Below are 26,533 nucleotides of genomic sequence, written 5' to 3' on the forward strand. Positions count from 1 at the left end.
AAGGGCGCGTTGACATCTTTGCGCGCCTGCGCTAGGCGAGCCACCTTCGTCGAGACACGATCAGGTCCGGGGCACCTTCGAGAAAGGCTGCTTGCGGGCCGATTTGTCGTCTTGAGGGCGCGCAGGGGCCGGCCTCCACCGGACGCGCGCTTGTCACAGGCAAAAGCGGCAGGGCTGCGGCCCGCCCCATGGAGTGCAGTCTTGGCTCGTATCGCTGGCGTCAACATCCCGACCAACAAGCGCGTCGTCATCGCGCTTCAGTACATCCACGGCATCGGCCCGCAGAAGGCCGGCGAGATCACCGAGAAGGTCGGCATCCCCGCCGAGCGCCGGGTGAACCAGCTCACCGACGCCGAGGTGCTCCAGATCCGCGAGACCATCGACCGCGACTACGTCGTCGAGGGCGACCTGCGCCGCGAAGTCTCGATGAACATCAAGCGCCTGATGGATCTCGGCTGCTACCGTGGCCTGCGCCACCGCAAGCAGCTCCCGGTCCGCGGCCAGCGCACCCACACCAACGCCCGCACCCGCAAGGGCAAGGCGAAGCCGATCGCCGGCAAGAAGAAGTAATTCTGGCATTGGAAGGCCGTGCGTCGCTCGGCCTTCTTTGCGTCGCGCCGGGTGCTCCCCGGCGGCGGCGGTTGATCGGGACGGACCTGCACGGCAGCCGCGCCCACGTGACGAAACATCCCGAGCGCCTGGTGTTACGGGCGTGATTGAAGGACCAGCGAGAACAGAATGGCCAAGGAACCGACCCGCGTCCGCCGGCGCGAACGCAAGAACATCGTCTCGGGCGTGGCGCATGTGAACGCCTCGTTCAACAACACGATGATCACCATCACCGACGCGCAGGGCAACACGATCTCCTGGTCGTCCGCCGGCGCCATGGGCTTCAAGGGCTCGCGCAAGTCGACCCCGTACGCCGCCCAGGTCGCCGCCGAGGATGCCGGCCGCAAGGCCGCCGAGCACGGCATGCGTACCCTCGAGGTCGAGGTCTCCGGCCCCGGCTCCGGCCGCGAGTCGGCCCTTCGTGCCCTCCAGGCCGCGGGCTTCACCGTGACCTCGATCCGCGACGTCACCTCGATCCCGCATAACGGCTGCCGGCCGCGCAAGCGCCGCCGCGTCTGATCGGACGGGATCGACGGAACGAACGAGGCTGAAAACGGAGACGCCGGTGGCGAACGACACGACGGCCCTTCCGGGTGTGCTGCGCTGGAATCTCGGCGACCTCACGGTCACCGCGCTCAATGACGGCTACTTCGAAGGGTCGCTCGATCTCGTCACGGGCATCTCCAAGGAAGAAGCCGGCGCCCTCCAGGCCGCCGGTTTTCGTCCGCAGGCCCCGCTGATCACGCTCAACGCGTTCCTCGTCACCGGGGCCGGCCGCAAGCCGGTCCTGATCGACACCGGCTACGGCAAGCTCGGGCCCGAGACCCTCGGCCGCGTTCCCGCTGCCCTTGCGGCGGCGGGGGTGAAGCCGGAGGAGATCGAAACGCTGATCCTCACCCATCTGCATCCCGACCATGCCGGCGGGCTGCTGACGGGGGACGACCGGGCGGCCTATCCCAACGCCGAGCTGCTGGTGCATGCCGACGAGGTGGCGCATTGGCTGCCCGACGAGGCGCTGGCCAAGGCTCCGGAGGGGGCAAAGCCCTATTTCGAGGGCGCCCGCAAGGCGGTCGCGCCCTACAAGGGTCGGCTGCGCGATCACCGGGGCGGCGAGGTCGCGCCGGGCATCGACGCGGTCCATCTGCCCGGGCACACCCCGGGCCATTGCGGCTTCCGGATCTCGTCCGGGGGCCAGTCGCTGTTGCTGTGGACCGACGTGGTCCATCTGCCGGCGATCCAGTTCAAGAACCCGCAAGCCGGCGTCGTCTTCGACGTGGACGGCGAGCAGGCGCGGGAGACCCGCAAGCGCGTCCTCGACGAGGTCGCGAGCGAGAAGACGTTCATCGCCGGCTCTCATCTCGAGTTCCCGGCACTCGGCCACGTCGCCCGGGACGGTGCAGGCTACAGCTTCGTGCCGGCGCTCTGGGTGGCGGGAGTCCGGTAGGCGGAACGAGACTTTGGGGACCGGGCGCGCCAGGGCGGGCGCATCCGGCCGAAGCGCTAGAGCCCTCGCGGGCGGCGCAGGATTGGACGAGAGGTAGGACCGTGGTCATTCAGAAGAACTGGCAAGAGCTCATCAAGCCGAACAAGCTTCAGGTCTCGGCCGGGGACGACCCCAAGCGCGTCGCCACCGTCGTGGCCGAGCCCCTCGAGCGCGGCTTCGGCACCACGCTCGGCAACTCGCTGCGCCGCGTGCTCCTGTCCTCGCTCCAGGGCGCGGCCGTCACCTCCGTCCAGATCGACGGCGTGCTGCACGAGTTCTCCTCGATCCCGGGCGTGCGCGAGGACGTCACCGACATCGTCCTCAACATCAAGACCATCGCCCTGCGCTCGCAGTCCGACCAGCCCAAGCGCATGACCCTGCGCAAGACCGGCCCGGGCCTCGTCACCGCGGGCGACATCAGCGTCGTCGGCGACATCCAGGTGCTGAACCCCGACCTCGTGATCTGCACCCTGGACGACGGCGCCGAGATCCGCATGGAGTTCACGGTCGCCACCGGCAAGGGCTACGTCCCGGCCGAGCGCAACCGCCCCGAGGACGCGCCGATCGGCCTGATCCCGGTGGACGCCCTGTTCTCGCCGGTGACCAAGGTGAGCTACCGCGTCGAGACTACCCGCGAGGGCCAGGATCTCGACAAGGACAAGCTGACCATGACGGTCGAGACCAACGGCGCCGTGTCGCCGGAGGATGCCCTGGCCTATGCCGCGCGCATCATCCAGGACCAGCTCCAGGTCTTCGTGAACTTCGAGGAGCCCCGCAAGGAAGAGGCCGCGCCGCTCGCGCCGCAGCTGCCCTTCAACCCGGCCCTGCTCAAGAAGGTGGACGAGCTGGAGCTGTCGGTCCGTTCGGCGAACTGCCTGAAGAACGACAACATCGTCTATATCGGCGACCTCATCCAGAAGTCCGAGGGCGAGATGCTGCGCACCCCGAACTTCGGCCGCAAGTCGCTCAACGAGATCAAGGAAGTGCTGGCTGGCATGGGCCTGCACCTCGGCATGGACGTTCCCGGCTGGCCGCCGGAGAACATCGAGGATCTCGCCAAGCGCTTCGAAGAGCACTACTGAGCAAGCCGCATCGGGGCGCCCGCGGGCGCCCCGTCGCGCGAAGAAATCCCGCCGCGGGGTCAAGCGGATCCATGAAGAACAGCCTCCCTGGCGAGGCGCCCGACCGTTCCGTGGCACGGCGGCCGGGTCGAGAGAAGGACAGCCATCATGCGTCACGGTTTCCGCGGTCGTCGCTTCAACCGCACCCCCGAGCACCGCAAGGCGATGTTCGCCAACATGTCCGCCGCGCTGATCAAGCACGAGCAGATCGTCACCACCCTGCCCAAGGCCAAGGACCTGCGTCCGGTTGTCGAGAAGCTGATCACCCTCGGCCGCGTCGACAGCGTGCATAACCGCCGCCTCGCCATGGGCCAGCTGCGCGACGCCGCCATGGTCACCAAGCTCTTCACGGTGCTCGGCCCGCGCTACCAGGCCCGTCCGGGCGGCTATTGCCGCATCATGAAGGCCGGCTTCCGCTACGGCGACAACGCCCCGCTCGCCGTGATCGAGTTCGTCGACCGCGACGTCGACGCCCGCGGCAAGGATTCCGGCCCGGTGGTCGGCGGCGAGGCCGAGGCGGCCTGATCCGCGCCACAAGGCCATCTTTTCAAGGAAGGGCGATCCGAAAGGGTCGCCCTTTTCTGTTCTTCCAGGCCAATCGCACTATGATGCCTGTCCTCGACAAGAGGAGGAAACAGGTCATGCGTCGCTCGATTATTCTATTCTTATTCTTTTCTTGTGCTCTCGCCGGATCCGCGCAGGCGCGCCTGTCGATGGACGACAAGGCCGATCTCTGGCCGCGGGCCAGCATGACCGACAAGATCGATTTCACGAACCGGATGGGCAAGGCCTTCTCGGCGCTCTCGCCGAACCTCGACAACCACTATTTCATGCGCTGCCTGGAGGAGACGGCCAATATCGGCAATCCCGGCGCGCTGCGGCTCGAGGATTTGGTGAAGGCCTGCGTGTCCCTCGACAAGAAGGAACCGTAGCCCCAGGGGCGCCCGCAGCCTGAGCCACGCTCACGTCGCGCCGAGCAGGCCCGCGACCTGGGCGGCGAGCTCGCCGGAGCCGAAGGGCTTCATCAGCACCGGCAGATCCTCGGGGATCGCGACGGCGTCGGCATGGCCGGTCAGGATCAGGACCGGCGTGCCGGGGAAGCGCCGGCGCACCTCCGTGGCGAACTCCACCCCGTTCATGCCCGGCATGGCGAGGTCGGCCACGACGAGGTCGAAGCGGGCCCCGTCCATGGCGTCCAGCGCAGACGGGCCGTCCACGGCCTCCGATTCCGCGTAGCCGAAATCGTGCAGGAAGGAGGCGGTGACGTGCCGGACCTCGGCGTCGTCGTCGACGACGAGGACCCGGGCCGAGCGCCGGGGCGCCGGCCGGTCGCCGTTGACGGTGACGGTGCCGCTCTCCGTCTCCCCCACGGCCCGCGGCAGGGCTAGCTCCACCTGCGTGCCCCGCCCGACCTCGCTGCGGATCCGCAGGCGTCCCTTGGCCTGCTGGGCGAGGCCGAACACCATGGCGAGGCCGAGCCCCGTGCCCTGGCCCACGGCCTTGGTGGTGAAGAAGGGCTCGCAGACGCGCTCCAGCAGCTCGGGCGGGATGCCGGTGCCCTCGTCGGTCACCGTCACCAGGGCGTAGTCGCCGTCGGCGAGCTCCGCCTCGCCGGAGACATGGGCGGCTCCGGTCGCGATCGTGATCGCGCCGCCTTCGGGCATCGCGTCCCGGGCGTTGATGCAGAGATTGAGGATCGCGAGTTCGAGCTGATCGGGATCGACGCAGGCCTGCGGCGTCTCGGAGGCGAGCGCCGTGCGCACGGTGACGAGCCCGCCGAGGCTGCGGCCGAACAGGTCGCTCATGCCGTCGATCAGGGCGTTCACGTCGACGCTGCGCAGGCGCAGGTCCGGCGTCCGGCTGAAGCTGAGCAGGCGCTTGGTCAGGGCGGAGCCGCGCTGGGCCGCACCGGTGGCGTTGTCGATCAGGCGCTTCACCCGCGGCTGGTCGGCGACCTTCGGGCCGGCGAGCTCCAGGCTGCCGAGGATCGCGGTCAGCAGGTTGTTGAAGTCGTGGGCGATGCCCCCCGCGAGGGTGCCCAGCGCCTGCATCTTGTCGGTCTGGCGCAGGCGGGTTTCCATCAGCCGCTGCTGCGTCACGTCCCGCTCGATCACGGCGAGATGGGACACGTCCCCGGCCGTGTCGCGGATCGGGACGCGGCTCACCTGCGTCCAGCGCTCGGCCCCCGCCGGCCCCGTCGCGACGACCGCCTCGGTGGGCTCGGCGCCGGAGACGGCGAGCGCCTCGGCCCCGCGCACCGCCTCGGCCGCGGCGGGATCGAGGAACTCCGCCTCCTGCCGCCCCATGCAGGCGGCGGGCTCGGCCCCGAGGGAAGCCGCCTTGCGGGCGTTGAGGCGGACGAAACGGCCTTCCGAATCCTTGAAGGCGATGGCGTCCTCGGAATGGTCGAGCAGGCCGCGCAGCAGCGCCCGTTCGGTGGCGAGGTCGCGGGCGAGCCGGTGGCGCTCATAGGCGTTGCGCACGGTGCTGCGCAGCAGGGCCGGGTCCCACGGCTTGGTCACGTAGCCGATGATGCCGCCGCGGTTGAGCGCGCCGATCACCGCGGTGATGTCGGCATAGCCCGTGAGCAGGATGGCCTGCGCCTCGTGGAAGCCGCGCGCCTCGGCCAGCAGCGCGTCGCCGGTCAGGCCCGGCATGCGCTGGTCGGAGATGATCACGGCGATGTCCGGGTCGGCCCGGAGGATCGCCAGCGCCTCGACGGGGCGGGTCGTGGTGACGACGCGGTAATCGTCCTCGAACAGGTCCTCGAGAGCGATGAGGATGTCCGGTTCGTCGTCGACGGCGAGGATCGTACCTTTGGTCATGCGTCCGCCGTCTGTCGCGGGATCCCGATGACGAAGCAAGCCCCACCGCCCGGCGCTGTCTCGACGCTCAGGGTGCCGCTATGCGCCTGCACGACGCTGTAGGCAATCGCCAAGCCGAGGCCGGTGCCGGAGCCGACGGGCTTCGTCGTGAAAAAGGGCTCGAAGATCCGCTCCCGCAGCGCTTCCGGGATGCCGGGGCCGGTGTCGCTGATCCGGATCACGTCCGTCTCCGCCTCGGCCCGGGTCGCCACCGTGATCGTGCCGGGGCCAGCGATCGCGTCGGCGGCGTTGCCGAGGATGTTCATGACGACCTGATTGAGCAGGGCCGGGGTGCAGCAGATCTCCGCCCGCCCGGCGAAATCCCGGATCACGGTGATGCGGTCGCCGAGCTTGTGCTGGATCAGGGACAGGACGGTCTCGATCGCGTCCGGCACGTTGACGAGGGAGCGCTCGCCCTCGTCGAGGCGGGAGAACTTGCGCAGGTTGAGCACCAATTCCTGGATCCGCGTCAGGCCCATCCGCATGGAGCCGACCCGGTCGCGCGCCTTGGTCAGGGCCTTGCGCGCCCCCTCGTCCTCCGGCGGCGCCATCTCCGTGAGCAGGCGCTCCACGGTGCCCTGATGGGCCAGGATGAAGGCGAGGGGATTGTTGATCTCGTGGGCGATGCCGGCCACCAGTTCGCCGAGGGAGGCCATCTTGGCGGCCTGGACCAGCTTGGCCTGGGCCTCCGTCAGCTTGCGGTTGGCGGCGGCGAGGTCCTGGTTCGCCTGCTCCAGGGCGTCGGCGAGGGCCGCGCGGGCCTCCGCCGCCTCGGCCTCGGCCCGGGCGCGTTCGAGCGCACGCTCCCGGGCCCCGAATTCGCCGGTGATGCGGCGGTTGTCCTCTTCGAGAAGCCGGCGCCGGACCAGGCCGCGCACCCGCATCGCCAGGATCTCGCCGTCGGTCTTGGCGACCACGTCGTCGGCGCCGGCGGCGAAGGCCTCCACGTGGATCGCCTTGTCCGGGTTGCCGCTCGCGACGCCGAGCAGCTGGAAGGCTCCCGTCGCGCTGGTGCCGTCCTGCAGCGCCAGGCTGCGGCGCGCCGCGATCTCCCGGCACAGGGCGAGCCCGTCATAGGCGTGCCCGAGCAGATCGACGGTCACGCAGTCGAAGGCCGCGCCCGGCGCGTCGAGGGCGGCCAGCGCCGTCGCCCGGTCGACGGCGGTCTCGACGGCATGGCCGTCCTGGCTGAGCAGGCCGGCGAAGAAGGTGCGGTAGGTGGCGCTGCCATCCACCACGAGCACCCGGCCGCGCCGGAAGGCGGAGACGCCCGGGCCCTCCTCGGCGACGCGCTCGCGCAGGAGCGCGCGGATGCGCAGGATCAGGAGGTCGCGGTCGGCGGATTTGGCGACATAGGCGTCGGCCCCGCTCTCCAGGCCCTGGCGCTCGCCGTCCTGGGCTCCGGTCAGCATCAGCACGGGCAGGGTGCGGGTGCGCAGCGAGAGGCGCATCTGCCGGGTGAACTCGTCGCCGTTCATCCCCGGCAGGTGATGATCGGCGACGACGAGGTCGGGCAGGTCGCTGTTGAGGCGGTCGAGCGCGGCCTCCGCCGTCGCGCAGCGGTCGACGGAGAAGCCCGCGCCTTCGAGGAACAGGCGCAGCTCCAGGGCCTGGGTCTCGGAATCCTCCACGAGGAGGAGCCGGGCGGCCCGCTCCGGCGCCGCCGTTGCCAGGGTCTCCGTCATACCGTGGCCTCCGGCCAGACGCAGGCCAGGAGCTGCCCCGCCACCCGGTCGAGGGGCAGGACCTGCGCGGCCGCCGAGAGCCGCACGGCCGCGGCCGGCATGCCGTAGACCACTGCCGTGCTCTCGTGCTCGGCGATGGTGAGGGCCCCGGCCCGGCGCATGTCGAGCAGGCCGAGCGCCCCATCCTCGCCCATGCCGGTGAGCAGCACGCCGAGCCCGCGGGCGCCCGCCTGCCGGGCGACGGAGCGGAACAGCACCGTCGCGGCCGGGCGCTGGCCGCTGACCGGCTCGGAGCCCGTCACCCGCAGGGTGCCGGCGGTGCCGAGTTCGAGATGCCGGTCGCCGGGGGCGACATAGACATGGCCGGGCTGCATCCGCTCGCCGTCCCGGGCGACGGCCACCGGCAGGGGCACGACGCTGTCGAGCCAGCTCGCGAAGCCTTCCATGAAGGCCGCGCCCATGTGCTGGACGAGCAGGACCGGCAGGGGGAAGCCCGCGGGCAGGGCGCCGATCACCTTGGCCAGGGCCGGCGGCCCGCCGGTGGAGGCCGCGATGGCGAGCACGCTCGGCTGGGCGTTCGCCGCCAGGGGGAGGGGCTCGGCCTGGATGAGGGAGGCCTTGCGCGCCGCCCATTCCGCGCCGATCGGGCGACGCCGGATCACCGGCACCGCCGCCATGATGCGCAGCTGCGTGCAGATCTCCTCGGCGATGGCCTCGTAGCCGGCATTCGTCGTGGCCACCGGCTTCTCGACCACGGAGAGCGCGCCGGCCCGCAGGGCGTTCATGGAGATCTTGAGAGAGGAATCCTCGACCGCATCCGCGATCACCACGATCGGGGTCGGGTGCTCGGCCATGATGCGCCGGGTCGTCTCCAGGCCGTCGATGCCGGGCAGGCGGATATCCATGGAGATCACGTCCGGCCGGGTCACCGCGAGGGCGGCCAGCGCCTCCTCGCCCGAGGCCACCGCCCCGGCGAGCTCCAGCCGCGGGTCCCGCGCCACGATATGCGCGAGCAGCGTGCGCACCACCAGCGAGTCCTCCACGAGCATCACGCGCACGCGGCGGACAGGTTCGGATCCCATCGTCACAGCAATTGACCGATCGTGTCCAGGAGCTCGCGCTGATCGAACTTCTGCTTCGTCAGATACGCGCTGGCGCCGAGGTCCAATCCCCGGGCGACGTCCTCGGCGTCGCCGCGCGACGTCATCAGGATCACCGGAAGGTTCGCGAAGGCGTCCTGCCCGCGCAGGGCCTTCACCAGGCCGAAGCCGTCGAGGCGGGGCATCTCCACATCCGCCACCACGAGATCGATGGGTTCGAGCCCGGACCGCAGGGTGTCGAGCGCGTCCTGCCCATCCACGCAGACGACCACCCGGTAGCCCGCCGCTTCCAAGATGCTCTTCTCCAGGGTCCGCGTGGTGATCGAATCGTCGACGACGAGAACCGTCGAACGCCGGCTGGCGGCCAACGTTCCGTCGGGGGACGTGTCGAGTCTGATACCATCTCTCCGGGCGATCGCAGCCCCCTCGACGGCCCGCGACAGCAGGAAATCCGGGTCGAGCACCAGGGCTGGGATCTCGGCTTCGAGGATGACCGTGCCCGTGGCCAGCATCGCGTCGAGACCGATCGGCGGCGCCGGCATGAGCAGGCAGGTCCGCACCTCGCGCAGGCGCTCCGCCACGAGCACGAAGCGGCGCCCGGACCCGGCCCGCAGGAGCACCGCCGCGACCGGCCCGTCCCGCTCCTGGTCCTCCGCTGCCCCGAGCAGGGCGGCGAGGTCGACCACCGGCAGCGTCTCCGTCGCGCCGCCCGCCGCCGGCAGGCTCGCCACGGGCCGCCCCTGCACGCGGCCGCGCTGCTCGGGGGTCAGGCGCAGCAGGCGCACCACCGCATCCGCCGGAAGGGCATAGGCCGCGCCCCCCGCCTCGACCACGAGGACCGGGCAGCGGGCCGCCGAGAGCGGCAGGCTCATCACCAGGGCGCTGCCATGGAGCTCGCCCGGTTCGAGCCGGGCGCTGCCCTGCAGGCGCCGCACCGCCTCCGCCACCACCGACAGGCCGATGCCGCGCCCGGAGAGGGTGTCGACCGCGGCGCTGGTGGAGAAGCCGGGCTCGAACACGAAGCCGAGCAGCCTCTCGCGCTCCGCCCGCTCCCCGGGGGCGAGCAGCCCGGCGGCGCGGGCGCGGGCCTCGATCGCCGGCAGGTCGGGGCCGCGGCCGTCGTCGCGCACGGCGATCTCCAGCCGTCCCGCGCGCAGGGCGACCTCGAAGCGGATGACGAGGGAGGCCGGCTTGCCGGCGGCGATCCGCGTCTCCGGCGGCTCGAAGCCGTGGCTGAGGGCGTTGCGCAGGACATGCAGGACCGGGTCCTTGAGCACCTGGAGCATCACCCGGTCCACCGGCAGGTCGAGGCCGCGCACCCGGACATCGACCTCGCGGCCCTCGCCGCGGGCGGTCTCGCGCAGGGTCCGGGCGAAGCCGCCGAACACGGTCTCCGCCGGGACCAGGGCCAGGCGCTCGGCCTCCTCCCGGACCCGCGCCGCGGCGTTCTCCAGGGCGAGGGCGGTGCCGACCTGGCTGCGGGCGAGGTCGGCGGCGTCGCGGGCGAGATCGGCGAGCGCCGCCTCCAGGCTCGACAGGTCGGTCCGGCCCCGCTCCGCCTCGCCGCCGCGCAGCCGCTCGGTCTGGCGCCGGAGCCGGGCCGCGGAGGCGGCGATCCGGCGCAGGCCCTCCGAGACGGCGGCCTGACCGGGCAGGGTTCCGGCGAGGTCGTAGGTGGCGAGCGCCAGTGCCTGCACGGTCGTGGCGGGCACCCGCAGCACCGCCTGGGCCGGATCGGGCGGGATTTCCGGCACCGGCTCGGCCGGGGCGGCCTCCTTCGGCGGGGGCGGGGCGGGCGCGGGCTCCGCGGCCGGGGACCAGCCGGCGAGGCAGGCATCGAGCGCGGCGAGCGCGTCGGGAGGCATGGAGGGCGTGCCGGTCTTGGTCCCGGCGACGAAGGCCTCGATCCGGTCGAGGGCGAGGTGGGAGGCGGCCATCACCGCCCCGTCGAGGGCGCGCCGCCCGTCGCGCACCTGCTCGAACAGGGTCTCCAGGCGGTGGGCGATGGTCTCGACCGGGGGCAGATCGACGGCGCGGGCGGCGCCCTTCAGGCTGTGGGCGCGGCGGAAGACGTCGTTCCAGTCCGGGGCGCGGCCCTCCGCCCCGCCGGCGAGCGCCGTGCGGATCGCCTCGAGGTGCTCCCGGTGCTCGAGGTCGAAGGCTTCGAGGAGCTGCCGCCGGATGTCCATCCCTCAGACGCGCCCGTGCCTCAGAGCCGGTAGCGCTCGGCCAGGGTCATCAGCCCCTGCGCGAGCTCGGTCAGGTTGGCGGAGGCGGTCTCGACCTGCCGCGTGCCGGCGGCGGTCTGCTGGCTCGCCTGGCGGATGTTCTGGAGCGCACCCATCACCTGCTCGATGCCGAGCTGCTGCTGGTTGGTCGAGGCGACGATCTGCTGGAAGGTCTGCACGCCCTCCTCGACCCGGGCCGCCATCTCCTCGATCGTGCGCACGGTGGAATCCGTGCGGCTCTTGCCGGTGGCGGCGCGCTTCACCGCCTCCTCGGTCAGCATCACGGAGGAATTGATGCCGCGCTGGATCTCCGAGAGCAGGGTGCGGACCTGCACCGTGGCGGCCTTGGCCTGATCGGCGAGGAGCTTCATCTCGGAGGCGACGATGGCGAAGCTGCGCCCGCTCTCGCCCGCCGCCGCCGCCTCGATCGCCGCGTTCAGCGCCAGGAGGTGGGTGCGCTCGGAGATGTCGTTCACCGTGGCGATGATCTCGCCGATGGCCTGCGTCTTCTCGCTCAGCGCGACGATGTTGCCGGCCACCGCCTCCCCCTGCTCGCGGATCGAGTCCATGGCGCGGGCGGTGTCGGAGGCGGCCCGCAGGCCCTGCTTGGCCGTCTGGGCGGCGGCCTGCGCGGTCGCGATCACCTCGGTGGCGCGCTTGGAGATCTGGGCGCCGGAATGGGTGATCTCGTCCACCGTCGCGGCGGTCTCCTGGACGGCGGCGAACTGCTCCTCGACGCTCGCCGCCTGCTCCTGGGCCGAGGCCCGGATCTCCGCGGCGGCCGCGTTGAGGTCGGCGGTGGCGGCCCGGTTGGTGCGGGCGAGATCGGACAGGCCGGCCACCATGCCGTTGAGGGTGCGCCCCAGGCGGCCGACCTCGTCCCCGCCGCGGGCATCGAGCTGGCTGGAGAGGTCGCCCGAACCGACCCGCTCGGCGAAGGCCATGACGAGGTTGAGCGGGCGCACCACGGCGCGGCTGATCAGCACCGTGACGAGCACGGCCAGCACCACGGCGAGCAGGAGGGTCAGGATGATCGAGAAGCGGCTGCTCTCGTGGATCTCGGCCACGGCGCGCTGGCCCGCCATCACGCCCTCGTCGAGGGCCGCCCGGGCCTTGTCGATGGCCGCGAGCGTCGTCTCGTAGAGCCCGCTCACCTCGTCGTTGCGGTTCTCCACCTCCTCGACGTCCTTCGCCGAGGTGGCGCCGAGCTGCGCCTCGCTCAGCATCCGGTAGCGGCGATAGATGTCCTGGGACTGCACCAGCACCGTGTGCAGCCTGTCCCAGGTGGCCGCGCGCTCCGTGGAGATCGACAGGTTGCGGTACTGATCGGTCTCCCGGACCAGCTCGGCGAAGAGACCGTCCGTCTTCACCGCGATCTTGCGCCAGCTGCCGACGAAATCCTCGTCCCGCACGGTGCGGCCCTGCGCCCGCAGGAGCGTGGCGATCACGGCGTTGCGCCGGACGACGCCGAGATTGCGGGTCTCGTTGCCGAGCTCGTCGAGCTGGCGCAGCACCACGAGGTCGCGGGAGACGATCTTGTCCGTCGCGTCCCGCACCGCCCCGATCTGGCCGATCGCGTAGAAGCCGAGGGCGATCATCACCAGGGTGACGGCCACGAAGCCGAGGAGGATGCGTTTTCCGATCGAGAGCGACACGGGGGGCTGGCTCCGGATGACGGGGATCGGCGGGTCCGCGGCGGCGTCAGGCCGCCGGACGGTAGCGCCGAAGGAGGAGGGGAAGGTCGAGGATCGAGAAGCCGCCCGCGCCGTCGCGGCCGGGCGGCGCATAGCGCGCGACCGCATGGGCGCCGAGGCTCGCATCGGGGTTGGCATCGGGCAGGGCCGGCACGGGCACGTGCTCCACGCCGAGCACCCGCTCGACGAGGAGGGCGATCGGCGGCTCCTGGCCGCGCAGCCGCAGCAGATGGCCGCGCCCCGCCTCGTCCTCCGGGCCGCGCCCGAGGCCGAGATGGGCGGACAGATCGATCACCGTGACGACGACGCCCGACAGGGCGACGATCCCGCGGATGGCCGGGGCGGCCCCCGGCAGGCGGGCGCAGGGGCGCCCGGGCAGGACCGCCGCGGCGGCCTCGATCGGCAGGCCGTAGCGCTCCGGGCCGCAGGTACAGACGAGATAGGCGGACAGCGCCACGGCCTCGGCGCCGCCGGCGGGCCGCGCGGCCAGGGCGGCGGAGCGGGCGTCGAGCAGGATGCGCCGTCGCCGGGCGTCGAGAACCGCCGGAGCCTCGCTCACGCGGTCGGCCTCCGCAGGCCGGAGAGCGCATGCCGCAGGTTGTCCCTCATCTCGCCCGCGGTCACGCCGTCACCCTCCGGGAGCACCGTCTCCGGCGACAGTCCTTGCGCGAGGCTCAGGGCATTGTCGAGGGCGCGCAGGGCCGAGAGGCGGCGGCCGAGCGCCGAGAGCAGCAATCCCAGCTGGTAATGGGCCATCACGAAGTCCCGGTCGAGGAACAGGGCGCCGCGCAGGGCCCGCTCGGCCTCCGCCTCGCGGCCGAGGCTGCGGGCGAGCAATCCCTGGTAGTAGCGCAGCCCCGGATCGATCGGGTCCGCCTCCAGGGCCGCGCTCAGCGCCCGCCAGGCCGCCCCCATCTCCCCCGCATCGGCCAGGGCCCGGATGCGGGAAAGGACGCGGTCGCGGTCGGACTCCGCCTCCGCGGGGATATCCATGAGGGCGTCCGGGGCGGCGGGCCGGGGAGGGGCCGCCGGTGCTGAGGACGGCGCCGGCGGATCCGGGACGGGCAGCGGCCGGGCGAGGGATGGCGGCGTCGCAGCCGGCGGTGGGGTGGACGGCGCGGCGACCGGCTCCGGCTTCCGCTCCGGGGGGAGGGGAGGCGCGGCCTCCGGCGTGCCGAGGGGCCGATAGGCGACCGTGCCGGGGAGATTGACCGGTGCGAGCCAGGCGGCGAAGGCCGGGTTCGGCTCGGCATGGCCGAGGAGCAGCCAGCCGTCCTCGCCCAGGCGCTGGCCGAAGGCGCGCACCATCCCGTTCACCTGCGCCTGCCCGAAATAGATCAGCACGTTCCGGCAGAGGATCAGGTCGAAGGCGGCGTAGGCCTCGGGCACGGTGCCGTCGAGGAGAGCCAGGAGGTTCAGGCGCTCGAACCGGACCATGGCGCGGTATTCCGGGCGCAGGGCGTAGCCGCCCTCGCGCAGCGCCCCGGCCCGGGCCGGGATCGGCCGGAACCAGCGCAGGCGCTCCTCCGGCGGCAGGGTGCGCAGGGCCCAGCGCCCGTATTCCCCGAGGCGCGCCGTGGCGAGGGCGGCGGCGCTCAGATCCGTGCCGAGGATGGTCACGCGCCAATCGGGCAGGGCGAGGCCGAGCAGCTCGTGGACGAGGATGGCCACGGAATAGGGCTCGGCCCCGGTGGAGCAGCCGGCGCTCCAGATGCGCAGGGTCTTCCGTCCCTTCCGGGCCGCGATCAGGCCGGGCAGGATGGTGCTGCGAAGCGCCTCGAACTGCTCGGCGTAGCGGAAGAAGAAGGTCTCGCCGATGGTGATCTCGGCTTCCAGCGCCGACCATTCCCCGGCCCCCTCCGGCCCGGAGAGGTGGGCGAGATAGGCTTCCGAATCCGGCACCCCGCAGGCGCGGAAGCGCCGGGCGAGGCGGTCGAACAGCAGGTCGTCCTTGTCGGCGTAATACTGGTGGCCCGTCTGCGCGATGATGCGCGCCTTCAGGGCCGGGAAGCCGGCATCCGTCCGCGATTCGCCCGTGCGGCGGCGCCCCGGCTCCTCCGCCACGCCCGCCTCACGCCTCCGCCGGGAGGGCGGCGAGGCGCGCGGCCGCGTGCAGGCGCAGGGCCTCGAGCCGGGCCTGCTCCTCGCGGGTCACGATGCGGGCGAAGGAGAGGACGTGCACCAGCCGGTCGCCGAGGGCGATCTCCGCCTCGACGCAGCCGTTGAGAGTGCGCGCGTCCGAGACCGGGCGCAGGTCCTCCGCCGGGACCTGGACGAGATCCACGACGCGGTCGACGAGGAGGCCGAGATCGCCGCCGGCGGACAGGACCACGTGGCTATAGGCGTCCGCAGGCGCCGCGTCGGGCGCGGCCTCGGCCCCCGCGCGCAGGCCGAGGAGGCGGGCGAGGTCGAGCACCGGCACGGGCGCACCCGAGAGGTTCAGGAAGCCCGCCAGCGGTCCCCCCGCCGCCGGGGGCGCGTGCAGATGCGGCAGCGGCAGCACCTCCCGGACGGAGGCCCGCGACAGGGCGCAGGGGCGGCCTGCCAGGTCGAGGAGGAGATAGGCGGAGGCGGCTGGCGTCATGTCTCGCCTCAGGGCGCAGCGCCCGGTGGCCCTGCAGGTTCGGTCGCGGCTGCGCCTCGATGTGGTCCGAAACGCGCGTGGGGACAAGACGAGCGAAGCCTGGCCGCGGTTCCCCGCCGATCGCCCGTCGATTTGATCGAGAACCGCGCAAGGATCCCGTTGACGCTCGCCTATCCTTCGACTAGACGGGCGGCTCTTGTTTTCGAAGCAGTCTGATACGAAGCATGCGTGCGGTTCTCATCGTAGCGGAAGCGCCACGGACGGGGCGGGCTTGAAATAGCCCGCGAGACCCGGTCGGTGGCGCATGCAGGGTCCCTCGGGGCCCTTTTTTGTTGCCGAATTCCGGGTCGTCGCATGCGAAAGGTGATGGAGGAGACGATGGGCGGCGAGGTCATGACCGGGGCCGAGATGGTCATCCGGGCGTTCCAGGATCAGGGCGTGGACACCCTGTTCGGCTATCCGGGCGGCGCGGTGCTCCCGATCTACGACGCCCTGTTCCACCAGGACGCGGTCAAGCACGTGCTCGTGCGCCACGAGCAGGGCGCGATCCACGCGGCGGAGGGCTATGCCCGCTCCTCCGGCAAGGTCGGGTGCGTCCTCGTGACCTCCGGCCCGGGCGCCACCAACATCATCACCGGCCTGACCGACGCGATGCTGGACTCGATCCCGATCGTCGCGATCACGGGCCAGGTCCCGACGCATCTGATCGGCTCCGACGCCTTCCAGGAATGCGACACGGTCGGCATCACGCGCCACTGCACGAAGCACAACTACCTGGTCAAATCGATCGACGACCTGCCGCGCATCCTGCACGAGGCGTTCTACGTCGCGAGCCACGGCCGCCCGGGCCCGGTCGTCATCGACCTGCCCAAGGACGTCCAGTTCGCCTCCGGCGTCTACGAGCGCCCGCGCCACAACGGCCACAAGACCTACCACCCGGCGGTCAAGGGCGATCAGGACAAGATCCGCGCGGCCGTCGAGCTGATGGCCTCCGCGCGCCGGCCCGTCTTCTATACCGGCGGCGGCGTCATCAATTCCGGGCCCGAGGCCGCGCGTCTCCTGCGCGAGCTGGTGGCCGAGACCGGCTTCCCGATCACTTCGACCCTGATGGGCCTGGGCGCCTTCCCCGCCTCCGACGACAAGTTCCTCGGGATGCTGGGCATGCACGGCACCTACGAGGCCAACCTCGCGATGCACGATTGCGACGTGATGATCTGCATCGGCGCGCGCTTCGACGACCGCATCACCGGTCGGCTCGATGCCTTCGCGCCCTATTCGAAGAAGATCCACGTCGATGTCGACGCCTCCTCGATCAACAAGGTCGTCAAGGTCGATGTCGGGATCCTGGGCGATTGCGCCTCGGTGCTGGAGGACATGCTCGCCGCCTGGCGGGCGCTGCCGTCCCAGCCCGACAAGGGACGCCTGGAGGACTGGTTCAACAAGATCAGCCGCTGGAAGTCGCGCGACTGCCTCGCCTACTGGCCCTCGGGCACGATCATCAAGCCGCAATACGCGGTCCAGCGCCTCTACGAGGCCTGCAAGGACCGCAAGACCTTCGTCACCACGGAGGTCGGCCAGCACCAGATGTGGGCGGCGCAGTACTTCAAGTTCGAGGAGCCGAACCGCTGGATGACCTCCGGCGGCCTCGGCACCATGGGCTACGGCCTGCCCGCCGCCATCGGCACGCAGCTCGCCAACCCGGACGGGCTCGTGATCGACATCGCGGGCGAGGCCTCGATCCTGATGAACATCCAGGAGCTCTCGACGGCGGTGCAGTACCGGCTGCCGATCAAGATCTTCATCCTGAACAACGAGTACATGGGCATGGTGCGCCAGTGGCAGGAGCTGCTGCACGGCTCGCGCTACTCGCAGAGCTACTCGGAGAGCCTGCCGGACTTCGTGAAGCTCGCCGAGGCCTACGGCGCCAAGGGCATCCGCTGCGAGAAGCCCGGCGAGCTCGACGCGGCGATCAAGGACATGCTCGACTACGACGGCCCGGTCATCTTCGACTGCGTCGTCGACAAGACCGAGAACTGCTTCCCGATGATCCCCTCGGGCAAGGCGCATAACGAGATGCTGCTCTCCGACTATCTCGGCGAGACCGGGGTCGAGATCGGCGACGTCATCTCGGAAGAGGGCAAGATGCTGGTCTAATTATGGTCGACTTCAAGAAAGCCGACTCTTCGACTAGGCGCATGGCCGAGCTTCATATCATTGAAGCTCGGCGGCTCGCCCTAGATATTTTTTCTCTCTCAAGCACAATCTATCCATGCGAATTAAAAGATGCCGTAACAGAGAATGTTATAATAAAAACATTTGAATTTTCTTGCAATGCTTACAGAATAAATGAGCTTTGCGAGCTTAAAGACCAAGTTACTGGCGCATCAGCGAGCAGGTTTTCACTCGAAAATTCTAGTGTGAAAAACAATGATTTTGAAGACAACTATTTATTTGCAATACATAAGATAAGGCATGCCAAAGATCTTACTTTGGGTTGGGCTATCTGGGACGGTTCAAATATTTTTCTAAATAGCTCACAACAATTAGTGCCGACATACATAATCTGCAAAGATTGCAAACATCCAGGAACTATTAGTATATTTGGTACAGCATTCACATTCCTAACATATGTAATTCAGCAAATTCGAATCAAGCATCCAGAACTAAGATTTTAACAAACCGAGGCACGAAGAGTGTGCACTCAATAATCATCATACGGTACTCGGACTTAAATTCCTCGGGCGCGGGCGGCGGACCGGATCCAGGCCGAGACCCGCGAGGGCGGCAGGTCGTGATGGCGCTTGGCATCGAGGGACGGCACCGAGGCGGCCCGGGCTTCCGGGCTCCAGGCGTCGCGCTTGCGCAGGAGGACGAAGAACTCGTCCTCGTTGGGCAGCGTCGGCGCGAAGGCCTCGCAGGCGAAGGGGATCAGGCCCAGCGCCAGGATCTCGGCGAGCGCCACGGCGAAGCTGTGCGGCGTGAACACCGTGCAATGGGCGTCGATATAGGTGTCCGTGCCGGCGACCTCCCGGACGATGCGCAGGGCCTCGGCCGGGCCGCCGCCGGGATAGGGCGTCGGGTCGACCCGGTGGCCCTTCCACACCGCCGGGGCATGGACCGGGCAGGCGCGGGCGATCTGCTCGTAGATCGCCGAGATGGGCGGCCGCTCCAGCCGGTTCAGATGCGCCGCGACGAGGGCGCCGGTCGGGGTCACGGGGCGGTGATGGTCGAAGGTGAAGCGCTTGTCGGGTACGACCAGGCAGACGAGGCCGTCCGCCTTCAGCGCCTCGGCCGCCTCGGCGAGCCAGCGGATGGGATCGGGGATGTGTTCGATCACATGGGCGGCGACGACGTAGTCCACGGGGCCGCGCGGCCCCAGGGCCTCGGCGAGGCTGCAGCGGTCGAGCACCACGTCGACCTCGGCGATGCCGGCCACGCCCTCCGGCCCCAGAGCCGGATGTCCGTCGTACTTCCGGCGGAGGTCGTCGGCGCCGAGGTGGTCCGCGTAGAGGATGTCGCCGTCTTCGCGGAGGATCAGAGGCCGGGCGAGGGGGCCGATCTCGACGCCGACACGTCCCGCGGGACGAACAAATTCCAAGACACGCTGGCGCCGGTTCATGGCGCGGCCGGTATCACCCGGGAGGACGGCGGTCCAGCGCCCTTCCGGGACCCAGGGAAGACGACAGCGAAGGATCGGCACGGATGAACGCGATGAACACCCACTACCCCGACGCGGTCCGCGTCGAGCCGGTCAACCGCCACACCCTCGCGGTGATCGTGGACAACGAGCCCGGCGCCCTCGCCCGCATCGCCGGCCTGTTCTCGGGCCGCGGCTACAACATCGAAAGCCTGACCGTGTCCGAGACGGAGGAGGCGCGCCACATCTCCCGCATCACCATCGTGACCACGGGCACGAACGCGGTGATCGAGCAGATCAAGGCGCAGCTCGACCGCCTGGTGCCGGTGCACCGGGTCGTCGACCTCACCCTCCAGGGCAATGCCCTCGAGCGGGAGCTCTGCCTGGTGAAGGTGGTCGGCCAGGGCGAGAACCGCAGCGAGGCCCTGCGGCTCGCCTCGGCCTTCGGCGCGCGCACGCTCGATGCCACGCTCAACTCCTTCGTGTTCGAGCTGACCGGCGCGACCGAGGAGATCGACCGCTTCATCCACCTGCTCGGCGTGATCGGCCTCGTCGAGATCTCCCGCACCGGCATCGCCGCCATGGGCCGCGGCGCGGAGCCGATGTAGGATCGGGCCGGAATCTCGGCCGGCGCGCCCCGCGCGCCGGTTCCCGGAGGCTCGCGATGGAAGCCAAAGTCGTTCGCTGGGGCGATGATCTCGCCGTCAGGCTGACCAGCGCGGAGGCCGAGGAACTCGGCATCCGCGAGGGGGAGACCGTGGAGATCGTTTCGAAGCCGCCATCGCCGCCCGAACCGGCACAATGGGCCGGCCGGCGCTCCGTTGACGGGCGTCCTGTCTACACACTCGAGGAGATGGTCTCCGAGATGCGCCGTCTCGGTCCGGACTTCGAGCCGCCGACCGTCGATTGGGGACCGGATCGCGGCGCCGAGATCATCGACGACGGCGATCCCCGCTGAGATGGCGCCCGACGATGCGCCGCTCCAGCCCGGCGATCTGATCCTCGTCGAACTCGGCCCGGTGCGCGGCACCGAACAGGATGGGCGGCGGCCGGCTCTCGTCGTCTCGGAAGCACTCATGAACTCGGCGACGCGCCGGGTGATCGTCTGCCCGATCACGCGCAACGTCGAACCCTGGCCGACCAAAGTCATGCTTCCCGCCGGCACAGGCACGGCCGGCGCCGTCCTGACGGACCAGGTCCGCTCGATCGATCAACGGGCCCGCATCCTCAGGCGTCTCGGCGTGGTGCCCGACTCCGTTCTCATCGAAGTTCGCCACCAGATCGCGAAGCTGATCGGTCTCTGACCCGCACGAAATTTGGAAGATCTCCGAATGACCGCCCGCACCCTCTACTACGCCCCCGGCGCCTGCTCGCTCGCGTCCCACATCGCCCTGGAAGAGACCGGTGCGCCCTACGAGACCGTGCGCCTCGACCTGCAGGCGGGGGACCAGCGGGCCGCGGAATACCTGGCGATCAACGAGAAGGGCCGGGTACCCGCCCTCTACGAGGACGGCTGGGTGCTCACCGAGAACACCGCGCTCCTGCGCCACATCGCCCGCGCGCATCCGGAGGCCGGGCTCTGGCCGGAGGCGCCCCGGGCGCAGGCCGAGGCGGACGAGTGGCTGTCCTGGCTCTCGACGAACCACCACCCGGCCTTCGCCCATATCCGCCGCAGCGAGCGCTACACCGACGACGAGGCCGCGTTTCCCGGAATCCGGGCCAAGGGCCTCGACACCTTCGGCGATCTCTGCACCATGACGGAGGTGCGCCTCTCCAACGGCGGCTGGGCGGTGGGCGACCGCTACAGCGTGGTCGATCCCTACCTGCTCCTGTTCTGGACCTGGGGCCGCGGCCCGGCCTGCAAGTTCGACATGGCCGAGCGCTTCCCCGCCTGGACCGCCCATGCGAGGGCGATGGCGGAACGGCCCGCCGTGCAGGCGGTCTTCGCCCGCGAGGGGCTGACGCTGCCGGCCTGAGCCCGCGGCCTCGCGCGGCGCCGGAGCGGAGCCCGGGAGCCCGGTTGCCTGAGGCGGCGAATCTGTCTAAGGAGCCGTACCGTACGGTACGGTACTGGCCCCAGGGCGATGCAGCCGAATTCTCCTTCCCCGCAGGACACCCCATCGGTCCGCCAGCAGGCGGTGTTCGATGCCGTGCTGTCGCTGATGGTCGAGGAGGGCGACCCGCTCACCATGGATGCGGTCGCCCGCCGGGCGAGCTGTTCCAAGGAGACGCTCTACAAGTGGTTCGGCGACCGCGAGGGCCTGCTCACCGCCACCGTGCAGTGGCAGGCCTCCCGGGTGCGGGCCGGCCGCTACGAGGCGCAGGATCTCGACGTGGCCACCCTGCGCGAGAGCCTCGGGGATTTCGCCGCGACCTGGCTCGAAGTGATCGCGAGCCCCACCTCGGTGGCGCTCAACCGCCTCGCCATCGGCCACGCCGCCTCGGCCAAGAGCAATCTCGGCGGAATCGTTCTGGCCAACGGGCGTTTCGCCATCGGGGACCGGGTCAAGCCGGTGCTGGAGGCGGGGCGCGCCGCGGGCCTCCTCGCCTTCGAGGACAGCGAGACGGCCTTCCGGACCTTCTTCGGGCTGGTCGGCCGCGACATCCAGATCCGTCTCCTGCTCGGCGACGCCCTCGACCTCGACGCCGCCGGGATCCGGCGCGACGCGGCCCGGGCGGTCGAGCAGTTCCTGGCCCTGTACGGCCAGCCGCGACACCCCAACCACCAAGCTTGAGAAGAGGAACCAGACTATGCGTGTCTATTACGATCGCGACGCCGACCTGAACCTGATCAAGGGCAAGAAGGTCGTCATCGTCGGCTACGGCTCCCAGGGCCATGCCCACGCGCTCAACCTGCGCGATTCCGGCGTGAAGGACATCGTCATCGCCCTGCGCGAGGGCTCCGCCACCGCCAAGAAGGCGGAGCACGAGGGCTTCAAGGTGATGAACGTCGCCGATGCCGCCAAGTGGGGCGACGTGGTGATGATGCTCACCCCCGACGAGCTCCAGGGCGACATCTACAAGGAGTCGCTGGAGGGCAACATGAAGCAGGGCGCCGCGCTCCTGTTCGCCCACGGCCTCAACGTGCACTTCAACCTGATCGAGCCGCGCAAGGACCTCGACGTGCTGATGGTCGCCCCGAAGGGCCCCGGCCACACCGTGCGCGGCGAGTACCTGAAGGGCGGCGGCGTGCCGACCCTGATCGCCATCGCCCAGGACGCCTCGGGCAACGCCCATGACCTCGGCCTCTCCTACGCCTCGGCCAATGGCGGCGGCCGCGCCGGCATCATCGAGACCACCTTCAAGGAGGAGTGCGAGACCGACCTGTTCGGCGAGCAGGCCGTGCTCTGCGGCGGCCTCGTCGAGCTGATCAAGGCCGGCTTCGAGACCCTGGTCGAGGCGGGCTACGCCCCCGAGATGGCCTATTTCGAGTGCCTGCACGAGGTGAAGCTGATCGTCGACCTCATCTACGAGGGCGGCATCGCCAACATGAACTACTCGATCTCCAACACCGCCGAGTACGGCGAGTACGTCACCGGCCCGCGCATCGTCACGCCGGAGACCAAGGCCGAGATGAAGCGCGTCCTCAACGACATCCAGTCGGGCATCTTCACCCGCAACTGGATGCTGGAGAACAAGGTCGGCCAGACCTCGTTCAAGGCCACCCGCGCCAAGCTCGCCGCCCATCCGATCGAGGAGGTCGGCGCCAAGCTCCGCGGCATGATGCCGTGGATCTCGGAGAAGGCGCTCGTCGACAAGTCCAAGAACTGATCCGGGAACGGATCACCCGTGACATCGAGGCCGGGCTTTCCCGGCCTCGGGCTCATCTGAAGGCCGGCCCGCGACGCGGTGCCGGCCTTTTCCTTGGGCCGCCCCCTCGGGCAAGATGCCCTACAGGCGGCCCCGCCTGCTCTGCGATGCTGCCCCGCGCAAAGACGGGCGGCACGACATATTGGGAGGATACGAGATGGATTCGTTCTATAGCGGGGAGCACCGCGCGCTCCAGGAAGCGTTCGGCACGCAGAAGCTCGCGGACTTCCTCGACAAGCATCACGTCCAGCCGGCGCTCGGCGAGCCGGAGCGCGGCTTCATCGAGACCCGCGACATGTTCTTCCTCTCGACCGTAGATCCGGAGGGGAACCCGACCGTCTCCTACAAGGGCGGCCCCAGCGGCTTCGTGAAGGTGCTCGGCCCGAACGCGCTCGCCTTCCCGGGCTTCGACGGCAACGGCATGTTCCTGTCGATGGGCAACATCACCGGCCAGGGCCGGGTCGGCCTGCTCTTCATCGACTTCGAGACGCCGCACCGCCTGCGGGTGCAGGGCACCGCGCGGGTCCTGCGCGAGGATCCCCTGCTGAGCGAATACACCGAAGCCAAGTACATCGTGCGCGTCGACGTCACCAAGGCCTGGGTCAACTGCCCGCGCTACATCCACCAGTACACCCGCGTCGCGCAGAGCCGCTACGTGCCCAGGCCCGGCAGCGAGACGCCGCTCGCCCAGTGGAAGCGCCTCGACATGGTGCAGGCGGTCATCAGCGACGAGGACCGGGCGCGGGCCGAGCGGGAAGGCGTGCTGAGCCTCGATGCCTATGGGGAGAAGCTGGTGAAGGGCGAGGCCTGAGGGAGCGGGGCGCGGCGCCCCGGGCGATCCTGCGGAAGACAGGCCGGGCGAGGTCGCCACGAAGATCGCGGGCGTGGCCAGCGCGGCCGGGAGACCGATGCCGGCTCCGAGCCGTCGCAAACGGCCGGAGCGGCCGTTCGGCGCCCGTGCCTCAGACCGCCTTCAGCGCCGGCCCGCGGCGGACGAAGCCGACGATGTCCTTCACCGCGTCGAGGGTCGGGGCGGCGATGGCCTCGGCCCGGGCGGCGCCGTCGGCCAGCACGGAATCGATATAGGCCGTGTCGGCGACGAGCCGCTTCATCTCGGCGCCGATCGGCGCGAGCTTCTCGACGGCGAGGTCGACCAGCGCCGGCTTGAAGCTCGAGAACTGGGCGCCGCCGAAATCCGTCAGCACCTCCTCGCGGGTGATGCCGCGCAGCGCCGCGAAGATGCCGACGAGGTTGTCCGCCTCCGGCCGGCCGGCGAGACCCGCCACCTCGGAGGGCAGCGCCTCCGGATCGGTCTTGGCCTTGCGCACCTTCTGGGCGATGGCGTCCGCGTCGTCCGTGAGGTTGATGCGGGAATAGTCGGAGGGGTCCGACTTCGACATCTTCTTCGAGCCGTCGCGCAGGGACATGACGCGGGCGGCCGGGCCGCCGATCAGCGGCTCGGTGAGCGGGAAGAACTGCTCGCCATGGCCATGGGCCAGGATCGAGCCGGCGAAGTCGTTGTTGAACTTCTGCGCGATGTCGCGGGTCAGCTCCAGATGCTGCTTCTGGTCCTCGCCCACGGGCACATGCGTCGCCCGGTAGGCCAGGATGTCGGCGGCCATCAGTACCGGATAGTCGTAGAGCCCGATCGAGGCGTTCTCCCGGTCCTTGCCGGCCTTGTCCTTGAACTGCGTCATGCGGTTCAGCCAGCCGAGGCGGGCGACGCAGTTGAAGATCCAGGCGAGCTCGGCGTGCTGGGGCACCTGGGACTGGTTGAAGACGATCGAGCGCTTGGGATCGATGCCGGCGGCGAGGAAGGCGGCGGTGACCTCGCGGATCTGGCCCTTCAGCGCCTCGGGGTCCTGCCACAGCGTGATCGCGTGCAGGTCCACCACGCAATAGAGGCACTGCGCGTCCCGCTCCTGCATCTCCACGAAGCGCTGGATGGCGCCGAGATAGTTGCCGAGATGCAGGTTCCCGGTCGGCTGGACGCCGGAGAAGACGAGGTCGGTGAACGCGGCCATCGGCGCGGATCCCTGGGTGCGGAGGCTGGGCCGAGGCGATCTCGTGTCCCTGGTCAAGGGGCCGGTTACTGGCACCCGGGAGCGGAGCCGGTCAAGAACGCCGGCGGGCTCAGCGAAGCTCTTTTCGCGCCTGCCCGGTCGGGCAGAGATCGAGCAGCACGCAGGCGCCGCAGCGCGGGGCGCGGTGGTGGCAGACCTGCTGGCCGTGCAGCATCAGCACCTCGTGGTTGTCGTAGAGGGCCTGGGCCGACCAGTCCGCCGGCAGTTGCGCCCGCAGGATCGCGTGGCTCGGGCCGACATCGACCTTCGGCCCGATCAGCCCGAGGCGCTGGGCGACCCGGTGGTGATGGCTGTCGACGGGCAGCGCCGGCATGCGCAGGGTGCTGAAGGCGAGCACCGCCGCGCTCGTCTTCGGGCCGATGCCGGGGATCGCCTCGAGCCAGGCCCGGGCGGCCTCCACCTCCATCGCCTTCAGGACATCGAGGGAGAGCTCGCCCTGCCGCTCGGCCACCGCGGCGAGCACGGCCTTGATCCGCGGCGCCTTCAATTCGGGCCAGGTCACGCCCCGGATCGTCTCCTCGATCGCCGCCGTGTCGGCCGCCATCACGGCGGCCCAGTCGGGCCAGCGCGCCCGCAGCGCCTTGAAGGCCCGCCCCGACTCCGCGTTGCGGGTGCGGTGGGAGAGCAGCGAGGAGATCAGCTCGCTGAGGGGATCGAAATCGTGGAAATAGGGGATCGGGCAGCCATAGACGCCGCAGAGGCGCCGGTGGATCTCCAGGGCGCGCGGGCCGGCCTCGGCATCCGGCGCGGGGTCCGGCACAGGGTCCGGCTTGGGCCGGGCGCGGGGACGCTTCTGGGCGGAGCTGTCGGGCAGGAAGGACATGGAGGCCGAATCCACGAGGGATTCGGCCGGTTCCCGCGCCGGGCCACTTCCTTCGGGGCGCTTACTTCGTCAGCGCGTAGATGTTCACGTCGAGCTTCTCGTCCGCCTTGTCGGTCAGGTCGGTCACGTATTCCTCGACGAAGCGGTCCTGCACGGCGATGTCCTTGGCGTCGAGATAGGCGGTGAGCGTCTCGTAGGTGCCGTCGATCTCGTCGTAGGATCCCTTGTGGGGAAACCGCATCGCCTTGCCGGCCGGAGTGGTGCCGAAGCGCAGGCCCTCCTCCGTCGGCGGGTTGGCGGGCGTCGCCTCGATCGGGATCATCGCCTCGTAGTCGAAGCCCGCATCCTCGGTCTTCATGAAGATCGCGATCGGGCGCCCGGTCGCCTTGACACCCGCCTTGGCCAGCGCCGCCTCGATCCGCGCGAAGCTCGCCTTCAGGCTCGGCACCGCCTCCTCCCACTTGGTGGTGCCGGACACGATGGCCGCCGGCTTAGGGGCGAGGGTGACCGTCTCCACGTCGTTCGACTCGGCACTCGGCGGCACCAGCGTCTGGCGGGGGCTGGGACCCGCCGCGCTCGGCGGGGGAGCCCCGGGCGGGGTCTGCCGCACCGGCGCCTGCTCCGGGGCGGGGGCGGGCGTGCCCCCCTCGGATTTCGACGGGTCGGGCTGCGTCGTCGTCGGCAGCGGCGTCTTCTCGGCGGGCGAGGGCGCGTTGGACGGCGGGGGCGCCTTCTCGTCCGCCCAGGCCGGCAGGCTCGCGCCGCCGACGAGAAGCGAGAGGGCGAGGAAGGGAGCGGGCAGACGGATCAA

Annotated in this window: 27 protein-coding genes; 15 read left to right on the forward strand and 12 right to left on the reverse strand. The window is 70.3% G+C overall.

Annotated elements, in window-relative coordinates; translation table 11 throughout:
- Positions 1 to 201: 201 nt before the first annotated feature.
- From rpsM to MMB17_RS16290, 6 genes are all read left to right on the forward strand, one after another.
- Positions 202 to 570, forward strand: coding sequence for a 30S ribosomal protein S13 (gene rpsM, locus MMB17_RS16265; protein ID WP_238314426.1), 369 nt, complete (start codon positions 202 to 204; stop codon positions 568 to 570).
- 168 nt (positions 571 to 738) lie between these two features.
- On the forward strand, positions 739 to 1,128 hold the full coding sequence (gene rpsK / locus MMB17_RS16270) for a 30S ribosomal protein S11 (protein ID WP_009866710.1): 390 nt from the start codon (positions 739 to 741) through the stop codon (positions 1,126 to 1,128).
- Between the two features lie 46 nt (positions 1,129 to 1,174).
- Positions 1,175 to 2,053, forward strand: a complete 879-nt coding sequence (locus MMB17_RS16275) for an MBL fold metallo-hydrolase (protein WP_241099544.1) — start codon at positions 1,175 to 1,177, stop codon at positions 2,051 to 2,053.
- 101 nt (positions 2,054 to 2,154) lie between these two features.
- A complete protein-coding gene (locus tag MMB17_RS16280; RefSeq protein WP_238314432.1) occupies positions 2,155 to 3,174 on the forward strand; it encodes a DNA-directed RNA polymerase subunit alpha in 1,020 nt (339 codons plus the stop codon).
- Positions 3,175 to 3,321: 147 nt separating this feature from the next.
- A complete protein-coding gene (rplQ, locus tag MMB17_RS16285) occupies positions 3,322 to 3,738 on the forward strand; it encodes a 50S ribosomal protein L17 (protein ID WP_238314434.1) in 417 nt (138 codons plus the stop codon).
- 188 nt (positions 3,739 to 3,926) lie between these two features.
- Positions 3,927 to 4,145, forward strand: coding sequence for a hypothetical protein (locus MMB17_RS16290; RefSeq protein ID WP_238314437.1), 219 nt, complete (start codon positions 3,927 to 3,929; stop codon positions 4,143 to 4,145).
- 30 nt (positions 4,146 to 4,175) lie between these two features.
- On the opposite strand, the gene MMB17_RS16295 is transcribed toward MMB17_RS16290, so the two are convergent.
- Genes MMB17_RS16295 through MMB17_RS16330 form a run of 8 tightly spaced genes read right to left on the reverse strand, consistent with a single transcriptional unit; the run spans position 4,176 to position 15,368 of the window.
- Complete coding sequence (locus MMB17_RS16295; RefSeq protein WP_241099546.1) at positions 4,176 to 6,038, reverse strand: response regulator; 1,863 nt, start codon at positions 6,036 to 6,038, stop codon at positions 4,176 to 4,178.
- Entirely contained in the window at positions 6,035 to 7,762 is a 1,728-nt protein-coding gene (locus MMB17_RS16300) for a response regulator (RefSeq protein ID WP_241099547.1), read from the reverse strand. The genes MMB17_RS16295 and MMB17_RS16300 overlap by 4 nt, the downstream gene beginning before the upstream one ends.
- Positions 7,759 to 8,811, reverse strand: a complete 1,053-nt coding sequence (cheB, locus tag MMB17_RS16305) for a chemotaxis-specific protein-glutamate methyltransferase CheB (protein ID WP_241102214.1) — start codon at positions 8,809 to 8,811, stop codon at positions 7,759 to 7,761. The genes MMB17_RS16300 and cheB overlap by 4 nt, the downstream gene beginning before the upstream one ends.
- Before the next feature lie 35 nt (positions 8,812 to 8,846).
- Entirely contained in the window at positions 8,847 to 11,051 is a 2,205-nt protein-coding gene (locus tag MMB17_RS16310) for a hybrid sensor histidine kinase/response regulator (protein ID WP_241099549.1), read from the reverse strand.
- A 20-nt stretch (positions 11,052 to 11,071) separates the two neighbouring features.
- A complete protein-coding gene (locus MMB17_RS16315; protein WP_241099550.1) occupies positions 11,072 to 12,745 on the reverse strand; it encodes a methyl-accepting chemotaxis protein in 1,674 nt (557 codons plus the stop codon).
- A 46-nt stretch (positions 12,746 to 12,791) separates the two neighbouring features.
- On the reverse strand, positions 12,792 to 13,343 hold the full coding sequence (locus tag MMB17_RS16320; protein ID WP_238314452.1) for a chemotaxis protein CheW: 552 nt from the start codon (positions 13,341 to 13,343) through the stop codon (positions 12,792 to 12,794).
- Positions 13,340 to 14,848 carry a CheR family methyltransferase gene (locus MMB17_RS16325; RefSeq protein ID WP_241099552.1) on the reverse strand — a complete coding sequence of 503 codons (1,509 nt, stop codon included), beginning with the start codon at positions 14,846 to 14,848 and terminating at the stop codon, positions 13,340 to 13,342. The genes MMB17_RS16320 and MMB17_RS16325 overlap by 4 nt, the downstream gene beginning before the upstream one ends.
- A gap of 7 nt (positions 14,849 to 14,855) precedes the next feature.
- On the reverse strand, positions 14,856 to 15,368 hold the full coding sequence (locus MMB17_RS16330) for a chemotaxis protein CheW (protein WP_241099553.1): 513 nt from the start codon (positions 15,366 to 15,368) through the stop codon (positions 14,856 to 14,858).
- A 378-nt stretch (positions 15,369 to 15,746) separates the two neighbouring features.
- On the opposite strand from MMB17_RS16330, the gene MMB17_RS16335 reads away from it, so the two are divergent.
- Positions 15,747 to 17,522 (forward strand): acetolactate synthase 3 large subunit, encoded by a 1,776-nt coding sequence (locus MMB17_RS16335; protein WP_238314700.1) that lies wholly within the window; start codon positions 15,747 to 15,749, stop codon positions 17,520 to 17,522.
- A 41-nt stretch (positions 17,523 to 17,563) separates the two neighbouring features.
- Positions 17,564 to 18,043, forward strand: a complete 480-nt coding sequence (locus MMB17_RS16340) for a hypothetical protein (protein ID WP_241099554.1) — start codon at positions 17,564 to 17,566, stop codon at positions 18,041 to 18,043.
- 53 nt (positions 18,044 to 18,096) lie between these two features.
- Here MMB17_RS16340 and MMB17_RS16345 read toward each other — a convergent pair whose 3' ends face one another.
- Entirely contained in the window at positions 18,097 to 18,966 is an 870-nt protein-coding gene (locus MMB17_RS16345; RefSeq protein WP_241099555.1) for a methyltransferase domain-containing protein, read from the reverse strand.
- Positions 18,967 to 19,070: 104 nt separating this feature from the next.
- On the opposite strand from MMB17_RS16345, the gene ilvN reads away from it, so the two are divergent.
- The 7 genes from ilvN (at position 19,071) to MMB17_RS16380 (ending at position 23,626) form a co-directional block, all read left to right on the forward strand.
- Positions 19,071 to 19,613 carry an acetolactate synthase small subunit gene (gene ilvN, locus MMB17_RS16350; protein WP_238314488.1) on the forward strand — a complete coding sequence of 181 codons (543 nt, stop codon included), beginning with the start codon at positions 19,071 to 19,073 and terminating at the stop codon, positions 19,611 to 19,613.
- A gap of 56 nt (positions 19,614 to 19,669) precedes the next feature.
- Complete coding sequence (locus MMB17_RS16355) at positions 19,670 to 19,963, forward strand: AbrB/MazE/SpoVT family DNA-binding domain-containing protein (RefSeq protein WP_241099556.1); 294 nt, start codon at positions 19,670 to 19,672, stop codon at positions 19,961 to 19,963.
- Position 19,964: 1 nt separating this feature from the next.
- Entirely contained in the window at positions 19,965 to 20,309 is a 345-nt protein-coding gene (locus tag MMB17_RS16360) for a type II toxin-antitoxin system PemK/MazF family toxin (protein ID WP_241099557.1), read from the forward strand.
- 27 nt (positions 20,310 to 20,336) lie between these two features.
- Positions 20,337 to 20,981, forward strand: a complete 645-nt coding sequence (locus MMB17_RS16365; RefSeq protein WP_241099558.1) for a glutathione S-transferase family protein — start codon at positions 20,337 to 20,339, stop codon at positions 20,979 to 20,981.
- 108 nt (positions 20,982 to 21,089) lie between these two features.
- A complete protein-coding gene (locus MMB17_RS16370; protein ID WP_238314525.1) occupies positions 21,090 to 21,740 on the forward strand; it encodes a TetR/AcrR family transcriptional regulator in 651 nt (216 codons plus the stop codon).
- 16 nt (positions 21,741 to 21,756) lie between these two features.
- A complete protein-coding gene (ilvC, locus tag MMB17_RS16375) occupies positions 21,757 to 22,776 on the forward strand; it encodes a ketol-acid reductoisomerase (protein WP_133089719.1) in 1,020 nt (339 codons plus the stop codon).
- A gap of 196 nt (positions 22,777 to 22,972) precedes the next feature.
- Positions 22,973 to 23,626 carry a pyridoxamine 5'-phosphate oxidase family protein gene (locus MMB17_RS16380; RefSeq protein ID WP_241099560.1) on the forward strand — a complete coding sequence of 218 codons (654 nt, stop codon included), beginning with the start codon at positions 22,973 to 22,975 and terminating at the stop codon, positions 23,624 to 23,626.
- A 151-nt stretch (positions 23,627 to 23,777) separates the two neighbouring features.
- On the opposite strand, the gene trpS is transcribed toward MMB17_RS16380, so the two are convergent.
- The 3 genes from trpS to MMB17_RS16395 all read right to left on the reverse strand — a co-directional run bounded on the left by trpS (position 23,778) and on the right by MMB17_RS16395 (position 26,533).
- Positions 23,778 to 24,839 carry a tryptophan--tRNA ligase gene (trpS, locus tag MMB17_RS16385; protein ID WP_241099561.1) on the reverse strand — a complete coding sequence of 354 codons (1,062 nt, stop codon included), beginning with the start codon at positions 24,837 to 24,839 and terminating at the stop codon, positions 23,778 to 23,780.
- A gap of 109 nt (positions 24,840 to 24,948) precedes the next feature.
- A complete protein-coding gene (locus MMB17_RS16390) occupies positions 24,949 to 25,722 on the reverse strand; it encodes an endonuclease III domain-containing protein (RefSeq protein ID WP_241099563.1) in 774 nt (257 codons plus the stop codon).
- Positions 25,723 to 25,783: 61 nt separating this feature from the next.
- Entirely contained in the window at positions 25,784 to 26,533 is a 750-nt protein-coding gene (locus MMB17_RS16395) for a GyrI-like domain-containing protein (RefSeq protein ID WP_238314550.1), read from the reverse strand.

It is taken from the genome of Methylobacterium organophilum, assembly GCF_022533465.1.
Classification (GTDB): Bacteria; Pseudomonadota; Alphaproteobacteria; order Rhizobiales; family Beijerinckiaceae; genus Methylobacterium; species Methylobacterium organophilum.

Bases quoted from the DNA above. Each gene is read 5' to 3' on its own strand.
- MMB17_RS16355 (WP_241099556.1), top strand. From the start codon at position 19,670: ATGGAAGCCAAAGTCGTTCGCTGGGGCGATGATCTCGCCGTCAGGCTG.
- MMB17_RS16390 (WP_241099563.1), bottom strand. From the start codon at position 25,722: ATGTCCTTCCTGCCCGACAGCTCCGCCCAGAAGCGTCCCCGCGCCCGG.
- MMB17_RS16295 (WP_241099546.1), bottom strand. From the start codon at position 6,038: ATGACCAAAGGTACGATCCTCGCCGTCGACGACGAACCGGACATCCTC.
- trpS (WP_241099561.1), bottom strand. From the start codon at position 24,839: ATGGCCGCGTTCACCGACCTCGTCTTCTCCGGCGTCCAGCCGACCGGG.
- MMB17_RS16370 (WP_238314525.1), top strand. From the start codon at position 21,090: ATGCAGCCGAATTCTCCTTCCCCGCAGGACACCCCATCGGTCCGCCAG.
- MMB17_RS16365 (WP_241099558.1), top strand. From the start codon at position 20,337: ATGACCGCCCGCACCCTCTACTACGCCCCCGGCGCCTGCTCGCTCGCG.
- rplQ (WP_238314434.1), top strand. From the start codon at position 3,322: ATGCGTCACGGTTTCCGCGGTCGTCGCTTCAACCGCACCCCCGAGCAC.
- MMB17_RS16330 (WP_241099553.1), bottom strand. From the start codon at position 15,368: ATGACGCCAGCCGCCTCCGCCTATCTCCTCCTCGACCTGGCAGGCCGC.
- MMB17_RS16340 (WP_241099554.1), top strand. From the start codon at position 17,564: ATGGCCGAGCTTCATATCATTGAAGCTCGGCGGCTCGCCCTAGATATT.
- ilvC (WP_133089719.1), top strand. From the start codon at position 21,757: ATGCGTGTCTATTACGATCGCGACGCCGACCTGAACCTGATCAAGGGC.
- cheB (WP_241102214.1), bottom strand. From the start codon at position 8,811: ATGCTCGTGGAGGACTCGCTGGTGGTGCGCACGCTGCTCGCGCATATC.
- ilvN (WP_238314488.1), top strand. From the start codon at position 19,071: ATGAACGCGATGAACACCCACTACCCCGACGCGGTCCGCGTCGAGCCG.
- MMB17_RS16290 (WP_238314437.1), top strand. From the start codon at position 3,927: ATGGACGACAAGGCCGATCTCTGGCCGCGGGCCAGCATGACCGACAAG.
- MMB17_RS16380 (WP_241099560.1), top strand. From the start codon at position 22,973: ATGGATTCGTTCTATAGCGGGGAGCACCGCGCGCTCCAGGAAGCGTTC.
- MMB17_RS16300 (WP_241099547.1), bottom strand. From the start codon at position 7,762: ATGACGGAGACCCTGGCAACGGCGGCGCCGGAGCGGGCCGCCCGGCTC.
- MMB17_RS16335 (WP_238314700.1), top strand. From the start codon at position 15,747: ATGGGCGGCGAGGTCATGACCGGGGCCGAGATGGTCATCCGGGCGTTC.
- MMB17_RS16310 (WP_241099549.1), bottom strand. From the start codon at position 11,051: ATGGACATCCGGCGGCAGCTCCTCGAAGCCTTCGACCTCGAGCACCGG.
- MMB17_RS16360 (WP_241099557.1), top strand. From the start codon at position 19,965: ATGGCGCCCGACGATGCGCCGCTCCAGCCCGGCGATCTGATCCTCGTC.
- rpsK (WP_009866710.1), top strand. From the start codon at position 739: ATGGCCAAGGAACCGACCCGCGTCCGCCGGCGCGAACGCAAGAACATC.